The organism is Polaribacter sp. SA4-12, assembly GCF_002163675.1.
In the GTDB taxonomy this organism is placed as follows: domain Bacteria; phylum Bacteroidota; class Bacteroidia; order Flavobacteriales; family Flavobacteriaceae; genus Polaribacter.
On the sequence record NZ_CP019334.1, the window covers coordinates 2692578 to 2708699 of the forward strand.

Below are 16122 nucleotides of genomic sequence, written 5' to 3' on the forward strand. Positions count from 1 at the left end.
AATTACTGCAACTAAAGATTAAAATTCTAAAAAGATGAAACAAATAGCCAAACTTTTAATTTTATTAGTAAGTATTTCAGCTTTTTCACAAGGTCCTTGGACGCAAGAAAAAGGAAAGTTTTATACGCAATTATCATTTACTACAATACCAAGTTATGATACTTTATTTGGCGACCCAGAAATTGAAATTAATGGAAAAATCTCTGACAATACACTTCAATTTTATGGAGAATATGGTGTATCAGACAAAACAACTTTAATTGTAAATTTACCTTTAAAATTGATTTCTTTTGATCAAAATAACACTAATGAACATAGTAATACTTCTTTAGGAAACATAGAAATTGGTTTAAAACATAATTTTTATAAAAAAAATTGGTTGGTTTCTGGGCAATTTTCTGTTGAAGCAAATACAGCTTCTTTTGATACAGAATCAGGAATAAGAACTGGTTATGATGCATATACTTTTACTCCCCTATTCTTAGCTGGAAAAAGTTTTGGAAAATCGTATTTACAAACATTTGTTGGATCTAAAATTAGAACAAATAACTACTCTTCTAACTTTAAAATTGGTGGAGAATATGGAAGTAAAATTTCTAAAAATATTTGGTTAGTTGGTTTTCTAGATATCGAAAAATCATTTAAAAATGGTGATATTGATTTACCTGCTTCAAATTTAGCAACAGGTTTGTATGTAAACGATCAAGAATATGGTGTTGTTGGTGTAAAAGCAATTGGAGAATTCTCAGACAATTTTGGAGTTACAGCAAGTTTACCAGCTGCATTTTTTGGAAATAATGTTGCAAAACAAGTCGCTTTATCTTTTGGAGTTTATAAGAAGTTTTAAATTATTTTGAAATTTTAATATTGGCTTTTGCTTCTTGAGTTCCATGAATTTCTTTACTAAAAGTAACTTTAGTAGTATAAGAAACATGATACATTTTTAAAACCTCTTCAATTTCAAAAAGTTCATTTTCTATTTTTCTAATTTGAATATAAAAAAGTTTTCTTTGCGTAAAAGGGTTTCTTATTAAATAAGCTCCCATTGCAATAATTGCTGCTGGTATAAAAGCAATATATCCAACACTCCAAATAAATTGCCATAAATAATATCCTATCAAAATAACAACAACACCAAGTATTGGTTTTATAATAAAATTTGTTGCTGATTTTTTTTTCATATTTTTCTGATCTTCAAAGTTTATATGAAGATCTTCCAATAAGCTTATTAAGATTTTATTAAAATCAATTTTTACACAAGTTCTATGAAAGCTTGGTTTCTTATTTGTTAAACCACATAAACTACCTTCTTTTAAACTTAGCTTTTGATGATCGCATAAATCACAATGCCTTTTCATTTTCATTTTATAAAAATACTAAAAACACCTAAAAAACAAGTCATTTTTCTTTTCTCTATTTTCTATTATAAAAACTATCTTTGCGCCATCAAAAAAACAGAAAAAATGGAATCTAATGTTCGCGTTCGTTTTGCACCTAGTCCTACAGGACCTTTACATATTGGAGGTGTAAGAACAGCTTTATTTAATTATTTATTTGCAAAAAAATATAATGGAACTTTTGTCTTAAGAATAGAAGACACAGACCAAACACGTTATGTTGCAAATGCAGAACAATATATTATAGACGCTTTAGAATGGTGTAATATTCCTTTTGATGAAGGTCCAGGAAAGAACGAAAAATTTGGTCCTTACAGACAATCAGAACGTAAAGATTTATATAAAAAATATGCTAATCAATTAATAGAAACAGGTTGGGCATATTATTGTTTTGATTCTGCTGAAGCTTTAGATGCTGAAAGAAAAGGTCATGAAGCAGAAGGAAAAACCTTTATCTACAATTGGCATAATAGAGAAAAAGGACGTTTGGTAAATTCTTTAGTTTTAACTGATGAAGAAGTACAAAACAGAATTAATTCTGGCGAAAATTATGTAATTCGTTTTAAAACTCCACAAGATGAATTACTTCGTATGGATGATGAAATCCGTGGAAATATTAGAATTGATACCAATACTTTAGATGATAAAATTTTATTTAAAGGTGATGGAATGCCAACCTATCATTTAGCAAATATTGTTGATGATCATTTAATGGAAATTTCTCACGTAATTCGTGGTGAAGAATGGTTACCTTCTATGCCTTTACATGTTTTATTGTACAGAGCTTTTGGTTGGGATGCTCCTAAATTTGCACATTTACCATTAATTTTAAAACCAGTTGGTAAAGGAAAATTAAGTAAACGTGATGGAGATAAATTAGGTTTCCCAGTGTTTCCATTAGAATATACAAATGAAGTTTCTGGTGATGTTTCTCGTGGTTATAAAGAAGATGGATATTTTTCTGATGCCTTTATTAACATGTTGGCTTTCTTAGGATGGAATCCTGGAACAGAACAAGAAATATTCTCTTTAGAAGATTTAGTAGAAAATTTTGATCTAAAAAGAGTTAGCAAATCTGGAGCAAAATTTAGTCCAGAAAAAGCAAGTTGGTTCAATCAACAATATATGCAAACTAAAGATAATGCAGAATTAACTGATTTATTTATTCCTATTTTAGAAGAAAAAGGAATTTCTAAAGACAAAGATTTTGTTTTAAAAGTAGTTTCTGCAATAAAAGAAAGAGCTGTTTTTGTAAAAGATTTCTGGGAATTATCTAGTTTCTTTTTTGAAACTCCAACAGAGTATGACGCAAAAGCTTCTAAAAAAAACTGGAAAGAAGGAACTCCTGATTTAATGACAGAATTAATTGACATTATAGAAAATATTCAAGATTTTTCATCAGAAAATACAGAGAAAGAAATTAAAGAATGGATTACTGCTAAAGAAATTGGTTTTGGTAAAGTAATGCAACCTTTACGTTTAAGTTTAGTAGGTAAATTAGCGGGTCCTCATTTATTTGATATCATAGCAATGATTGGTAAAAAAGAAACTATTAATAGACTTAAAAACGCAATTGAAAAACTGTAATTTTTTAAAGATATATTCCAATTAAGTTTTTAATATCTTGCAGAAATCATAGGAACAAAAATTTAATCATGAAAAAAATAATTTTAATTTTAATTTTAGGCTGTGCTTTTACTGCACAAGCCCAATATGGTAATAGAAATAGTAGAAGCCAGCGTCAAAGTCAAATGGGACAAACGCAACAAGAAGCTCCTAAACCAAATTTTAATGTAGAAAGATATATTGGAATTGTTATTTATGATATTAAAAAAGCTGCAAAAAAATCGAGTATAAAGTTATCATCTAAAGAAGGAAAAGAATTTTCTAAAGTGTTAACTAAGTATAATAAAGATATAAAAGACATTACTAGAATTAATTCTTTTTTACTAAGAAGTACGAAAGATATGATTGAAAACTTTCAGAAATCATCTAGAGAAAGTGGTGATTTTTCAAATCAAAAAAAGGTACAGAAAAGGATGGGTGAAAACCTAAAACCAATTTTTGAAACACTTAAGGTAGAAGATCTAAAATTAAATTCAACGATGAAAGAGTTACTTTCTGAAAAGCAATATAAAAAGTGGATTAAGTATAATAGAAAGATTTACAAAGTTTTTCCAAAAGAATAATAACAAATCTACAAACCAAATTAAAAACCCTGTAAAAATATTTTTTTGCAGGGTTTTCTTCATTTTAAAATGTAACATATTTATAAATATGCGTCTAATAAATAACTACTGAAATTCAGTATCTTTACATAAATCAATTATTAATTTAAAAGAAAAATTTAATTATGAACCCAATATTAATTATAGTAATAGTACTAGGCTTATTAGTCTTATTTGCTTCCTTTTTCACTGTGAAACAGCAAACAGCTGCAATTTTAGAACGTTTTGGAAAGTTTAAAGTTATTCGTCAATCTGGTTTACATTTAAAAATACCTTTAATAGATAAAGTTGCAGGAAGAATAAGTTTAAAAATTCAGCAGTTAGACGTAATTATTGAAACAAAAACTTTAGATGATGTATTTGTAAAGTTGAAAGTTTCTGTACAATTTAAGGTAATTAAAGACAAGGTATATGACGCTTTTTATAAGTTAGATTATCCTCATGATCAAATTACTTCTTATGTTTTTGATGTTGTAAGAGCAGAAGTACCAAAAATGAAATTAGATGATGTCTTTGTTAAGAAAGATGATATTGCAATTGCTGTAAAACTAGAATTAAATGAAGCAATGTCTAGTTACGGATATGACATAATTAAAACTTTAGTAACAGATATTGATCCAGATGCTCAAGTAAAAGAAGCAATGAACAGAATTAATGCAGCAGATAGAGAAAAAACAGCTGCACAATATGAAGGAGATGCACAACGTATTTTAATTGTAGAACGTGCAAAAGCAGAAGCAGAAAGTAAACGTTTACAAGGTAAAGGTATTGCAGACCAACGTAGAGAAATTGCACGTGGTTTAGAAGAATCTATGGTGGTATTAAATAGAGCAGGTATAAATAGCCAAGAAGCATCAGCACTAATTGTAGTTACCCAACATTATGATACTTTGCAAGCTATTGGTGCAGATACTAATAGTAACTTAATTTTACTACCTAATAACCCAAATGCAGCAAGTTCTATGTTAACTGATATGGTAGCAAGCTTTGCAGCTACAAATCAAGTTGGGGAGTCTATGAAGAACTTAAAGGCTAAGAAGAAAAGTGAATAAAATAACAGTACCTTTTTACAAAAAGAGAAGTAATAAAGATTCATTTATTACTTCTCTTTTTGTAATATAAATTAGATTTTTTATTAATGATTTAAAATAATATTTTTTTTTATTTTCGCTCAAAAATTAAAATCTTGTTTAATTACATAAAATACTTTTTAATAAAGCCTTTTAAAATTCAACCTTTTATTTCTAATAAGGTACAATTAAGTGTATCTCATGGTTTATTTATTTTTGCTTTTTTAAATCTATTTAAACCATTTAAATTAGATCTTTTAAATGAATATTTTTTTGGATACTCCATATTAATGGGAATTCAATCTATCGTAACTCCTTATTTAATATTTGTTATTTTAAAAAAAGTAAATTACAAAAAATGGAATTATTCTAATATATTAATATTATGCTTTTTTTGTATTCTTATCTATAGTCTTGTTTTATGGTATTCTAGTGGATTTTACAAAGATTTAAAAGGGTATAAAAAAAAATTATCCTTTACCCTTTTTTATAGATATACATCTATTATTTCAATTTTTTCTATGCTGTTGTTTTTTGTTTTAAATGATAAAATAATCAAACTTAAAAATAAGATACATAACATAAGAGTTGAAAAAAATAATCAAATTATAAAAGAAAAATTAACTATTTATTCTGAAGGTAAAAAGGAAAGCATAGTTATTAATATTAATGAATTAATTTACACCTCAATAACTGGTAATTATGTAAGTTTCTATATAAATACACAAGAAGGTATAAAAGAATTAGTTTTAAGGAATACTTTATCAAATATTATTAATCAAATAAGCGATTACCCAAATTTTATTAGATGCCATAAATCTTATATTATAAATACAAATTATATAGATTCTATTTCTGGAAACGCAAGAGGATATTTTTTAAAAACGAATCAAATAGAAAATCTAATACCTGTTTCTAGAAAATTCAATAAAGAATACTTAGAAAAAATAGTCGACTAAAAGCTTCCCATTTACCCCAAACCTTGTAATACAGCCCTTTTACTAAAATTAGTATTACAATAAGAATAGTTTTAATAAATTTGAATACGATACATTTTAAGTTAAAAGTTGGGGGATTTTTAATTTAAAAGTAAAGCTCAATTTGTTAAATACAAATTGAGCTTTTTTATTATAAAATACTTTACTTCTTTTCTTTAGAATTATATTTTAAGAACTTTTAAACACTTATAGAACAATAGAATTTAAGTAACTAATAAAGACAACCATTTATTAACTCTCATCTATATCATCTTATATCTTTGTGCTTTTGTTTTTTTACTATTTTAGTATCTATAGATAGTAAAATATTCAAAATATATCATGACTTTAAAATAAATAGTATAATTTATATATCTTCACAATGAAATTATATTAGTCTTATAAAAAGTTCTAATATTAGAAATAAATAATATTTCTGGTTTAAAAGGAAATGATCTTATTATAAGATGCTATAAATATTATATTCAAAATTCAATTTAAGGAAATACAAAAAAGTTTTTTAACAGTACTTATTTATATAGAAATTAATACAAAAAGAACTAAAAGATTTAATCCGTTTATTTTACAATTATAAGTTTATATGAAGAGTATTATTTCTTGGCTCTCAAAGCCTTATTACTTTAACCCTACAATAAAATTTAAACTAAAAATGAGTTTGTTTCATGGCTTATTTTTATTTCTTTTTTTATATGTTTTTAGACCTTTTTACCTCATTGAATTAGATCTTATTATTTTAGAATATACTTTAGGAATAGGTATTATAGCTTTTTTAGCAACTTTTATTATTTTATACTTTCCTGCACTTATTTTTAAAGAATATTTTAATGAAGATAATTGGACTATTGGTAGAAACCTTTTCTTAATGGCAATAGGTATTACCTTTATAGGAATTCTTTTATGGTATTTTGGAGAAATGTATAAAGCACCTTATAATTTTAGAAAAATAACGCTGTTACAATTTCTATTTTATACGTTTTTAGTTAGTTTAATTCCACTAACCTTCTTTATTTTTATAAATGAGAAGAATGTGAGAGAAAGAAGAGAAAAAAGAGTATTTGAAATTAAAGAAATTAATAGAAAAAATGAAATTGATACTTCAAAAAAACTAAATAAAGAAGTTAGTATTCATTCTGATAACGGAAAAGAAAGTATTACTTTTCATATAGATAATTTAGTGTACGTTACATCTCAAGGAAACTATGCGAGTTTCTTTTTAAAAAATGAAGGGGATTTAAAAGAAAAAATTTTAAGAGTTACTTTAACTAAAATTGCTATCGAATTAAAAGAGTATTCTTATATAATTAGATGTCATAAAAGTTATATTGTAAATATTAATATTATAAATGATATTTCTGGAAATGCGAGAGGATATTTATTAAAATCAGATTTTATAACTATTGATATACCCGTATCAAGAAGTTTTTCTAGAGAATCTTTACAAAAATTAATACGTTAAACATTCCCATTTATCCCAAATACCCCAAAATACTTCCTGTTTGCAACAAAAATTAAATAGTATCATTTTTGAAACCTATATTTGTCTTAATGAAAAAAAAGTTAAAAATGTTGGGGGATATTTTTAATTTTACAAACTAGAAGCTCAACTTGTTAATTCAAATTGAGCTTTTTTTATGTTTTAAAAGTAAACATTAAAATTTCTTATTTTATGCTCTTTATGTTCCATTACTTATTTACAAGCTTTTTAAAACTTCTTTTTTAATTACCTTATCATTTTATTACTTATAGTTTTTATTTAAAACAAATAGTAATAAAAATAGCTATTCAGCTAATCATCATTTAGAATGCAGTAATAAAAAATATTTTATAAACTAAAAAGCTCAACTTGTTTAAACAAGTTGAGCTTTTTTATATTTTAAAAGTACTATTAAAATTACTTTTTATCTTCTATTTTATCATCAGTATCTTCTTCTTTAGAAGCATTTTTAAACTCCTTAATTCCACTTCCTAATCCTTTCATTAATTCTGGTATTTTTCTTCCACCAAATAATAATAAAACGACTACTAAAATAATGATAACTTGTGGGCCACCAATAAATCCAAAATATATAGCTAAACTGTTCATTGTTTTTTATTTTAATAGCACAAATATACAAAAAAGGTTATTACAGTATATTACTTTTAAAGAGCTAATCCCTTTTTTGAATAATACCACCAATTACTTTTTTATCTTTTACAACTTCTGGGTTTCCTTTATAAAATATAGAACCTCCAAAACTAACTGTAGCACTTAAAGTTTGACCTGCTAAAATTTCTGCTTTAGCGCCAGTACCAGCTTTTACTGTTGAGTTACCGGTAGTTTGCAATCCGAAACCATTGTAAATACCATATAAATCTACATCTACTTCCTGATTTTCTGTTGTACCAGTTAATTTTACAATTCCGCCTGAAGTAGTTTTTACTATCAAATATTTAACTTTTGATGTTAGATTGATAAAAGCTCTTTCTTGTGCATTTACTTCTAATTTATCTTGATTAAAATCTTTACCTGTAATAGTAGCACCTTCATTACCATCAATTATAGCAATGTTTTTATTGTAATATAGTTTTATTAAAACTTTACCATCTGCTGCATTATTTTCTGGTTTTAAAGAAAAAGGTAACGATAATTTTAAGGTGTTATTTACATTCTTAATTTTAACCATTTCAGATTTTTCTCCAGTAATTTCTAATTTCTGTTCTTCAGATTTAACTAGCTCTACCTCTATTCCATTATAAACTTTTAAAGTAGTATAATCTCCTAGATTTTTAGTTACAACTGTTTGTGAAAATGTTATATAACTTAACATTATAGCACAAATAAAAATTATTTTTTTCATCATTTTAAAATTTGATTACAATATTTAAATCAATAATTATACCACTATAAAGACTTTTTAAGGTTTTTATTGTGGTAAAAGTGTCCTTTATTATTATTTAAGTATTAAAATATTTTCAAAATTATTTAATACTTAAATTCCCGCTTTCGCGGGAATGATAATTTTTATAAAATATTAAACGTAGAAACGTAGAATATTATTTTTCTATTAAAGTAAAATCTAAATGCTTTCTTTCTAAATCTGTATTTTTAACTTTTACTTTAACATCATCTCCTAATTGATATAGCTTCTTAGAAGATTGACCAACAATAGCATATTGTTTTTCATCAAAAACATAATAATCACTTTTTATGTCTCTAATTCTAACCATTCCTTCACATTTATTAGAAGAAATTTCTACATAAATTCCCCATTCTGTAACTCCTGTTATTACACCTTCAAATTCTTCATCTTTATGATCTTGCATGTATTTAATTTGCATGTACTTAATTGATGATCTTTCTGCTTTAGAAGCTAATTCTTCTCTATTTGAAGAATGTTTACACTTTTCTTCATAAGGAAGTGCTTTAGGTGCGTCTCCGCCATCTAAATAATATTGAAGCAATCTATGTGTCATTACATCTGGATAACGTCTAATAGGTGACGTAAAATGACTATAATAATCAAAAGCTAAACCATAATGACCAATATTTTGAGTCGTATATTTTGCTTTAGACATTGTTCTAATCGTTAGAGTTTCAATCATATTAGATTCTGCTTTACCATGAACATCACTTAACAACTTATTTAAAGAATCTGAAGTAGACTCTTTTGTATCCGTATTAATTTTATATCCAAATTTACTAATCATGTTTTGTAAAGAAGCTAATTTTTCAACATCTGGTTCATCATGAATTCTATAAATAAACGTTCTGTTTGTTGCTTTTCCTTTAGAAAAACCAATGTATTCAGCAACTTTTCTATTTGCTAATAACATAAATTCTTCAATTAATTTATTAGCATCTTTAGATTCCTTAAAGAAAACACCAACTGGGTTTGCTTCTTCATCTAAATTAAACTTTACCTCTACTCTATCAAAAGAAATTGCGCCATCTTTCATTCTTTTTTTACGAAGAATTTTAGCCAATTCATCTAATTTTAAAGTAGCTTCTACAATTTCTGGAGTTACTGTGTATTCTTTATCGATAATAGAAATATCCTCTGGCATTACGTAAGGCTGAACATCATCAGATAATTTTACGTTTTCTATAATAGATTGTGCTTCTTCATATGCAAAACGTTGATCTGAATAGGTTACAGTTCTACCAAACCATTGGTTTACAAGTTGTGCTTTTTCATTCAATTCAAACACAGCAGAAAAAGTTAATTTTTCTTCATTTGGTCTTAAAGAACAAACTCCGTTACTTAACATTTCTGGTAACATTGGTACTACTCTATCTACTAAATAAACAGATGTTGCTCTTTTATAAGCTTCATCATCTAAAATAGTTTTAGGTTCTAAATAATGCGAAACATCTGCAATATGAATTCCTATTTCGTAATTCCCATTTTCTAATTTTGTAAATGATAAAGCATCATCAAAATCTTTTGCATCTTTTGGATCTATCGTAAAAGTTAAATCTTTACGCATATCTCTACGCTTAGAAATTTCTTTTTCTGTAATTTCTATTGATAAATTTTCAGCTTCTTTTTCTACTTCTGGATCAAACTCAAAAGGCAAATCATATTCTAATAAAATAGAATGCATTTCTGTATTATGATCTCCTGGTTTACCTAAAACTGTAGTAATTTTTCCGAATGGATTTTTAGAATTTTTAGGCCAATCCAATAATTTTGCTTGTACTTTATCTCCATCTACTGCCCCATTCATTTTGCTTTCAGAAACAAAAATATCTGCGTACATTTTATTACTATCAGGAACTACAAAACCGAAATTTTTATTCTTATTCTTTTGTAAAACACCTACAAATTCTGTTTTTGCACGCTCAATAATTTCAACAACATCTGCTTCATATTTATTTCCACTACGTTTTTTATAAACGTATGCTTTTACAGTATCGTTATGTAAACCTTTACCAAGATTAACATTCGGAATAAAAATATCATCTTCATAATCATCAGAAACAAAATATCCATTTCCTGTAGATGTGACATCTAATACACCAATAGCGTATTTTTTATCAACATTTACTTGAAACTTACCTGTTGCTACTTCTTTAATTTGTTTTGTTGCAGCTAATTCTGCTAATTTCTTTACTATTTGTGTTTTACCATCAGTATCAGAAATCTTTAATTTTGCAGCAATTTGTTTATGGTTAAAACTTTTTTCGCTGTCTTCTTTTAAAACTCTAAATATATTTCTAGTTAAGTCTTTTACAACATTCCCTTTCTTTTTATATATTTTTTTCTTCTTTTTTGTCATTAATTCTTACTTCTTATTATATGATACCAATTTACAATTATTTACTGTGATAGTCTATTAAATTATAGTTATCAATCTATTATTGTATTTTGGCTTTACTTTAATTATTATTTATGTCTAACTCTTGGTTTATAATTGCAAATCCTACTTCTGGAAATCGGAAATTTTCTATACAGTGGGAGGAAATTCAACAATTACTAAACAATAAGAATTTAGACTATTCTTTTGCTTTTACACAATTTTCTAAACACGAAATTGAATTGGTTGATACCGCAATTAAACAAGGTTTTAGAAATATTATTTCGGTTGGTGGAGATGGTACACTACATCATGTAGTTAACGGAATAATGCTGCAAAGGTATGTAAAAACTTCTGATATAACTATTGCAGTGATTCCACAAGGAACAGGAAACGATTGGATTAAAACATATAACATACCAAATGATGTTGAAAAATCGATAGAAATCATCGCCCAAAAGAAAATAATTTTACAAGATATTGGTGTTTTAGAAACTGCGGATAAAAGTATTTCTTATTTTAATAATGTAGCTGGTTTAGGATATGATGGCTACATTGTTAATAAGTTGAAAACATTAAAACGTTTTGGATCTATTGCTTATTTATTAAGTGGGTTGGCTGGTTTATTATTCTATAAAAAAACAATTTTTAAAGTTATTTTTGATGATAAAATAATAGAAACGAACTGTTTAATGACACTTTTCGGAATATGTAAATTCTCTGGAGGTGGAATGCAGTTTACAAAAGATGTAAATTCTTCTGATGGATTTTTTGATATTACAATTGCTAAAAACTTAACTATTTTCGATTTAATTTTTAATATTAAAAAACTTTATAACGGTACTATTGTGCATCATAAAAAAATTGAAACGTATAAAACCAAAGAAATAAGGGTAATTCCACAAACTTCAAAACCTTTTATTCAAGCAGATGGTGAATTGATTGGAACAGGAAAAGTGAATGTTAAAATTATTGAAAAGGCTGTGAATTTTGTTGTGAATTAAATCATAGATCCCGTTTTTCAACGGGATTAATTCAACTTACTAATTTTATACATCACTTCGTGATTTTAAAATTAGAGTTTCATTAAGTTAAAGAAATCTTAAAATTTGTGTAACGTTTGTTAAAATGAAGCGTCTTTATAATAAGAACACCTAATTATTAAGATGAAAAATCTACATAAAGTTATTATTTTATTCGCTTTTATATTTGTTGCAGGCATTTTTGTTACTGTAATGACTGTAAATACTTCTTTGAATAAAACAATAAATACTAACGAAACTGTAGATATTCAAAAAGACACCTTGTATCTTTTACAAGCTGAAAAGAAAACAGTTTAAATTCTATTTTTTTTTAACGTATCCTCTACCCGATTCTATTTTTCGGTAAAAAAACTGTGTTTAAAATTTAATTTTTGAATTCTTTAAATAAGATATATTTAAAAGATTTAATTTAGAGCTGAATGTCAAAGTATCTAAATTTTCTAAAAACGTTTTATATAGTCTCTAGTAAAGTCATAATTTGTTTCGTTTTTAATAAATTTCTTAAGTATTGTATTTTAAAAAATTTAAATAAACTTTAAAGGAATCTTCATTTCAATCTATTTTCATTTTTTGAATTTTAACCTTTTCAACAGTTATCAACATTCTATATTATAATTATATTTTCTTTTTAAATTTAAAAAAAACAATGATGGTTATAATAGTGTGTGAATAGCTACTATAAAAAAAACTCTTTTTATTTTTTAATATGAGTTATTAAAAACCATCTACATTTTGTTAGCTACTTAAAGTATTAAAAATCAATATAATTTTAGAGTTGTTAACAATAGTTATAAACAGTAATTAACCGAAAAATCTTAATAGTTAACAACGTAATCTCTGTAAACAAAACGTTAATTTTATGTTGATAAACTTTTATCAAAAACTCATAAAAAAAGTTGTGTATGTCATAGTGCTCGCTGTATTGTAATAATTTATTTAATCACCAAATTTACTTGTAAAACTTTACCGATAGTTCTTAACATTTAGGTAACATAGCTAAAGAGTTAAAAATTAATAAGTTATTAAAAAACCCAAAATTTAAGATGTTTATAACTGTTGATAACCGTTAATAACTGTATTTTTGTGACGACAACTAAATTAAAATCAATCTATTATGACAATTGCAATTGGAAACGATCACGCAGGTACAGAATACAAATTCGAAATTATAAAACATTTAGAAGAAAAAGGATATAAAGTTCTAAATTTTGGAACTGATACAAATGATTCTATGGATTACCCTGATGCAATTCATCCAACAGCAGATGCTGTAGAAAGTGGTAAAGCAGCACTAGGTGTTATTCTTTGCGGTTCTGGTAATGGAGCTCAAATGACAGCTAATAAGCACCAAGGTATTAGAGCTGCACTTTGTTGGAATAATGAATTGGTTGCATTAACAAGACAACATAATAATGCAAACGTTTTAACGATTCCTGCACGTTTTGTTTCTTTACAACAAGCTATTGGTTTTGTAGATATTTTTCTTGCTACAGAATTTGAAGGTGGAAGACATGGAACAAGAGTAAATAAAATTTCTTGTGCTGGATAATTTTTATTCGACACAAAATCCTTAAAAATAATTTTCACTCAAATTGATAAATAGCTATTGTCAGTTTGAGTGATTTCGATTTTTTTAGCGAAATTGTATCGAGAATATTTAGAATTAAAAATGATGAATTTTCAAATTAAAACTTTCGAAGAATTAAACACAACAGAACTCTATAATATATTACAATTACGATCTGAAGTTTTTGTGGTAGAGCAAGATTGTGTGTATCAAGATGTAGATTTTAAAGATCAAAAATCGTTACATGTTATTGGTACTAAAAATGATAAAATAGTTGCGTATACACGAATTTTTAAACCAGGAGATTATTTTGATAACGCAAGTATTGGTAGAGTAGTAGTTGCAGCTTCAGAAAGAAAGTATGGTTTTGGTCACGATTTAATGAAAGCTTCTATTAAAGCTGTCAAAACGTATTTTAAAGTTGATGAAATTACAATCTCTGCTCAAAAATATTTAAAAAAATTCTATGAAACGCATCATTTTATTCAAGTAGGAGAGGAGTACTTAGAAGATGGAATTCCTCATATTAGAATGGATTTAGAATAAATTTGAAACTACCTTTTAAAAATATAGACAGAAATAAAAAGATTGCAATTATTGTAGTTTTATTATTCTTTATTTTTATATTAACTGGAAAATTATCAGAATTTTATAGAGGAGCTTGGATTTATGATTATGAAAAATCAGTATCGTTATTTATTTCACTAGGAGTAATAATTATTGCTTCAGTAGTAAATACACTGTTTTTAATAACTAAATATAAATCAAACTTAAAGAAAAATATATTTTGGATTTTTATTTCTGCAATTCCAATTTTATATATTCTTATGATGATTTTTTTAATGTAAAAAGATAAAAATTAATCTTTATCGCTCTTTTTAGTCATTTTATATATTAAATACCCAAAACCAACTACAAAGTGTAAAATGATTACTGCAGCTACTATATATAAAGTTGTATTAGAATTACCCATACAGCAAAATTAGAAAGATAAATTTTCTTTTTTTGTGATAAATGTTACATTTCTTGATAAATTAAAATTTCTAAATTTTAAGATTATTTAGACCTAAATATTTTCTTCTTAAAAATAGAAAAAGCACCGACAATTGCAAGAGCAATTACTTTCCAAAATTTTAAAATTATAACAAAGAAACCAGCTTTTGCTAAAAGTTTTCCGGCAATTAAACCTCCAATACCATAAGCAGCAACAGTATCAATATCTGGGTTAAAATCAGCGTATTTATTACCTTCAGTAAAATGTACACTGCTTAAAATTTCATTTACATCATTTTTAAAAACAGGTAAAACATCTATGGTTCCAATAGCATTTAAATTTAAGTAACCTTCTCTTCCTAAAACTCTAATATTGTAATTTAAAGTATTTATTTCTTCACCTTCAAATTTTATTTCTTTAGCCCAATGTAACTTTTTTTCAGCTTCATCATAGTAAGGTTTAGAAGCCCAACCTACAAGATCCATTGTTGGATACCCTAATTTTTTTCGTTCATCATTATCAGCATTTGTACCTTCTTGCATTTCTTCTAAAAGCTCATCATAATCTAAATCTTTAGCATCATCATCTTCAATATAACCTTCTTCTGAGTAGGTAACTTCTACAGCATATGTAAAGTTTTCACTTAAAGGGTTTGTATCTTTTGGAAATAAAAGCCCTAAAACTTCAGACGGAGGATTTCCCCATAATTCAGTTAAAACATAATTACTTTGTTTAGCATTTAAAAACTTATAATTATCAGGTACATCAACTTCTGCTATTCCATCCTGAATTGAGATTTTTCCATATTCATAAGTAAAATAATTATTAATACTGTCTATTTTTTGTTGAAGTACTTCTAGTTCTTCACTTGTATATTCTTCTGAGTATTCTTGTGCAAAAGTAAAAGTTAACACAAAACTTAATAGCAATGTAAATGTAGTTTTCATAGTTTTTTTTATAGCAATTATAATAATATTTTTTTAAAAATTAGTTACTTCTTTAACTCCTTCAATCTCTAAATTACCTAATTCTATTTCTCCAATTCTAACACGAATTAAACGTAATGTTGGAAAACCAACAGCAGCAGTCATTTTTCTAACTTGTCTAAATTTTCCTTCTCTAATAACGATAGAAACCCAACTTGTAGGTCCATGTCTTTCGTCTCTAATTTTCATACTTCTTAACGGAAATTTAGGATCTTCAATTGAAAAAGATTTCCCTGGTTTTGTAATATATTTTTCTCCTTTAATACCTATTTCTAAACCTGTTTTAAGCTTTTCTATGGCTTCTTCTGTAATAACTCCATCAACTTGTACGTAATATTCTTTTTCGTATTTATGAGATCTAATTTCTGCAGAAACTTTACCATCGGTTGTTAATAAAAGTAATCCTTCAGAGGGTACATCTAAACGACCTATTGCCATTGTACCTTCAGGAAAATCATATAAATCGCCTAATAATTTTTTCTTCCGCTTTGCGGGATTTACAAACTGAGAAATCATTCCCCAAGGTTTGTTTATTATAAAATGTTGGTGTTTTTTCATTTAT

The 16122-nt window shown here is 26.1% G+C and carries 17 protein-coding genes; 11 read left to right on the forward strand and 6 right to left on the reverse strand.

Translation table 11 applies throughout. From position 1 onward, the window contains the following. Window positions 1-34 precede the first annotated feature (34 nt). Entirely contained in the window at window positions 35-847 is an 813-nt protein-coding gene (locus tag BTO07_RS11620; RefSeq protein WP_087521389.1) for a hypothetical protein, read from the forward strand. A gap of 1 nt (window position 848) precedes the next feature. Here BTO07_RS11620 and BTO07_RS11625 read toward each other — a convergent pair whose 3' ends face one another. Then, window positions 849-1181 carry a hypothetical protein gene (locus BTO07_RS11625; RefSeq protein WP_198342458.1) on the reverse strand — a complete coding sequence of 111 codons (333 nt, stop codon included), beginning with the start codon at window positions 1179-1181 and terminating at the stop codon, window positions 849-851. A 282-nt stretch (window positions 1182-1463) separates the two neighbouring features. On the opposite strand from BTO07_RS11625, the gene gltX reads away from it, so the two are divergent. From gltX to BTO07_RS11650, 5 genes are all read left to right on the forward strand, one after another. After that, window positions 1464-2984, forward strand: coding sequence for a glutamate--tRNA ligase (gene gltX / locus BTO07_RS11630; protein WP_087521391.1), 1521 nt, complete (start codon window positions 1464-1466; stop codon window positions 2982-2984). A gap of 68 nt (window positions 2985-3052) precedes the next feature. Then, the gene (locus BTO07_RS11635) at window positions 3053-3586 is read left to right on the forward strand and encodes a hypothetical protein (RefSeq protein WP_087521392.1); all 534 of its coding nucleotides are present in this window, start codon (window positions 3053-3055) and stop codon (window positions 3584-3586) included. Between the two features lie 164 nt (window positions 3587-3750). Continuing rightward, complete coding sequence (locus BTO07_RS11640; RefSeq protein WP_087521393.1) at window positions 3751-4677, forward strand: SPFH domain-containing protein; 927 nt, start codon at window positions 3751-3753, stop codon at window positions 4675-4677. Between the two features lie 134 nt (window positions 4678-4811). After that, complete coding sequence (locus BTO07_RS11645) at window positions 4812-5654, forward strand: LytR/AlgR family response regulator transcription factor (RefSeq protein WP_087521394.1); 843 nt, start codon at window positions 4812-4814, stop codon at window positions 5652-5654. A gap of 619 nt (window positions 5655-6273) precedes the next feature. Continuing rightward, window positions 6274-7149 carry a LytTR family transcriptional regulator DNA-binding domain-containing protein gene (locus BTO07_RS11650; protein ID WP_087521395.1) on the forward strand — a complete coding sequence of 292 codons (876 nt, stop codon included), beginning with the start codon at window positions 6274-6276 and terminating at the stop codon, window positions 7147-7149. Between the two features lie 435 nt (window positions 7150-7584). Here BTO07_RS11650 and tatA read toward each other — a convergent pair whose 3' ends face one another. From tatA to rnr, 3 genes are all read right to left on the reverse strand, one after another. Next, window positions 7585-7776, reverse strand: a complete 192-nt coding sequence (gene tatA / locus BTO07_RS11655; protein WP_087521396.1) for a twin-arginine translocase TatA/TatE family subunit — start codon at window positions 7774-7776, stop codon at window positions 7585-7587. A 64-nt stretch (window positions 7777-7840) separates the two neighbouring features. Then, window positions 7841-8530, reverse strand: a complete 690-nt coding sequence (locus tag BTO07_RS11660; protein ID WP_087521397.1) for a head GIN domain-containing protein — start codon at window positions 8528-8530, stop codon at window positions 7841-7843. A gap of 196 nt (window positions 8531-8726) precedes the next feature. Continuing rightward, complete coding sequence (rnr, locus tag BTO07_RS11665; RefSeq protein WP_087521398.1) at window positions 8727-10952, reverse strand: ribonuclease R; 2226 nt, start codon at window positions 10950-10952, stop codon at window positions 8727-8729. Between the two features lie 113 nt (window positions 10953-11065). On the opposite strand from rnr, the gene BTO07_RS11670 reads away from it, so the two are divergent. From BTO07_RS11670 to BTO07_RS11685, 5 genes are all read left to right on the forward strand, one after another. Further along, window positions 11066-11974, forward strand: coding sequence for a diacylglycerol/lipid kinase family protein (locus BTO07_RS11670; RefSeq protein ID WP_087521399.1), 909 nt, complete (start codon window positions 11066-11068; stop codon window positions 11972-11974). 162 nt (window positions 11975-12136) lie between these two features. Then, window positions 12137-12310 (forward strand): hypothetical protein, encoded by a 174-nt coding sequence (locus tag BTO07_RS17450; RefSeq protein WP_198342459.1) that lies wholly within the window; start codon window positions 12137-12139, stop codon window positions 12308-12310. An 817-nt stretch (window positions 12311-13127) separates the two neighbouring features. Next, window positions 13128-13562: a ribose 5-phosphate isomerase B gene (gene rpiB, locus BTO07_RS11675; RefSeq protein ID WP_087521400.1), complete on the forward strand. Its 435-nt coding sequence runs from the start codon at window positions 13128-13130 to the stop codon at window positions 13560-13562. A 123-nt stretch (window positions 13563-13685) separates the two neighbouring features. After that, a complete protein-coding gene (locus BTO07_RS11680) occupies window positions 13686-14126 on the forward strand; it encodes a GNAT family N-acetyltransferase (protein ID WP_087522627.1) in 441 nt (146 codons plus the stop codon). 2 nt (window positions 14127-14128) lie between these two features. Further along, window positions 14129-14428, forward strand: coding sequence for a hypothetical protein (locus tag BTO07_RS11685; RefSeq protein WP_087521401.1), 300 nt, complete (start codon window positions 14129-14131; stop codon window positions 14426-14428). A 208-nt stretch (window positions 14429-14636) separates the two neighbouring features. On the opposite strand, the gene BTO07_RS11690 is transcribed toward BTO07_RS11685, so the two are convergent. Both BTO07_RS11690 and BTO07_RS11695 read right to left on the reverse strand, forming a co-directional pair. Beyond that, window positions 14637-15521, reverse strand: coding sequence for a DUF2167 domain-containing protein (locus BTO07_RS11690; protein ID WP_087521402.1), 885 nt, complete (start codon window positions 15519-15521; stop codon window positions 14637-14639). 33 nt (window positions 15522-15554) lie between these two features. Beyond that, a complete protein-coding gene (locus tag BTO07_RS11695; RefSeq protein WP_198342460.1) occupies window positions 15555-16118 on the reverse strand; it encodes a pseudouridine synthase in 564 nt (187 codons plus the stop codon). Window positions 16119-16122 lie beyond the last annotated feature (4 nt).

Excerpts from the sequence above, each read along its gene's own strand:
- BTO07_RS11620 (WP_087521389.1), top strand. The coding sequence starts at position 35 with ATGAAACAAATAGCCAAACTTTTAATTTTATTAGTAAGTATTTCAGCT.
- BTO07_RS11625 (WP_198342458.1), bottom strand. The coding sequence starts at position 1,181 with ATGAAAAAAAAATCAGCAACAAATTTTATTATAAAACCAATACTTGGT.
- gltX (WP_087521391.1), top strand. The coding sequence starts at position 1,464 with ATGGAATCTAATGTTCGCGTTCGTTTTGCACCTAGTCCTACAGGACCT.
- BTO07_RS11635 (WP_087521392.1), top strand. The coding sequence starts at position 3,053 with ATGAAAAAAATAATTTTAATTTTAATTTTAGGCTGTGCTTTTACTGCA.
- BTO07_RS11640 (WP_087521393.1), top strand. The coding sequence starts at position 3,751 with ATGAACCCAATATTAATTATAGTAATAGTACTAGGCTTATTAGTCTTA.
- BTO07_RS11650 (WP_087521395.1), top strand. The coding sequence starts at position 6,274 with ATGAAGAGTATTATTTCTTGGCTCTCAAAGCCTTATTACTTTAACCCT.
- tatA (WP_087521396.1), bottom strand. The coding sequence starts at position 7,776 with ATGAACAGTTTAGCTATATATTTTGGATTTATTGGTGGCCCACAAGTT.
- BTO07_RS11660 (WP_087521397.1), bottom strand. The coding sequence starts at position 8,530 with ATGAAAAAAATAATTTTTATTTGTGCTATAATGTTAAGTTATATAACA.
- rnr (WP_087521398.1), bottom strand. The coding sequence starts at position 10,952 with ATGACAAAAAAGAAGAAAAAAATATATAAAAAGAAAGGGAATGTTGTA.
- BTO07_RS11670 (WP_087521399.1), top strand. The coding sequence starts at position 11,066 with ATGTCTAACTCTTGGTTTATAATTGCAAATCCTACTTCTGGAAATCGG.
- BTO07_RS17450 (WP_198342459.1), top strand. The coding sequence starts at position 12,137 with ATGAAAAATCTACATAAAGTTATTATTTTATTCGCTTTTATATTTGTT.
- rpiB (WP_087521400.1), top strand. The coding sequence starts at position 13,128 with ATGACAATTGCAATTGGAAACGATCACGCAGGTACAGAATACAAATTC.
- BTO07_RS11680 (WP_087522627.1), top strand. The coding sequence starts at position 13,686 with ATGAATTTTCAAATTAAAACTTTCGAAGAATTAAACACAACAGAACTC.
- BTO07_RS11690 (WP_087521402.1), bottom strand. The coding sequence starts at position 15,521 with ATGAAAACTACATTTACATTGCTATTAAGTTTTGTGTTAACTTTTACT.
- BTO07_RS11695 (WP_198342460.1), bottom strand. The coding sequence starts at position 16,118 with ATGAAAAAACACCAACATTTTATAATAAACAAACCTTGGGGAATGATT.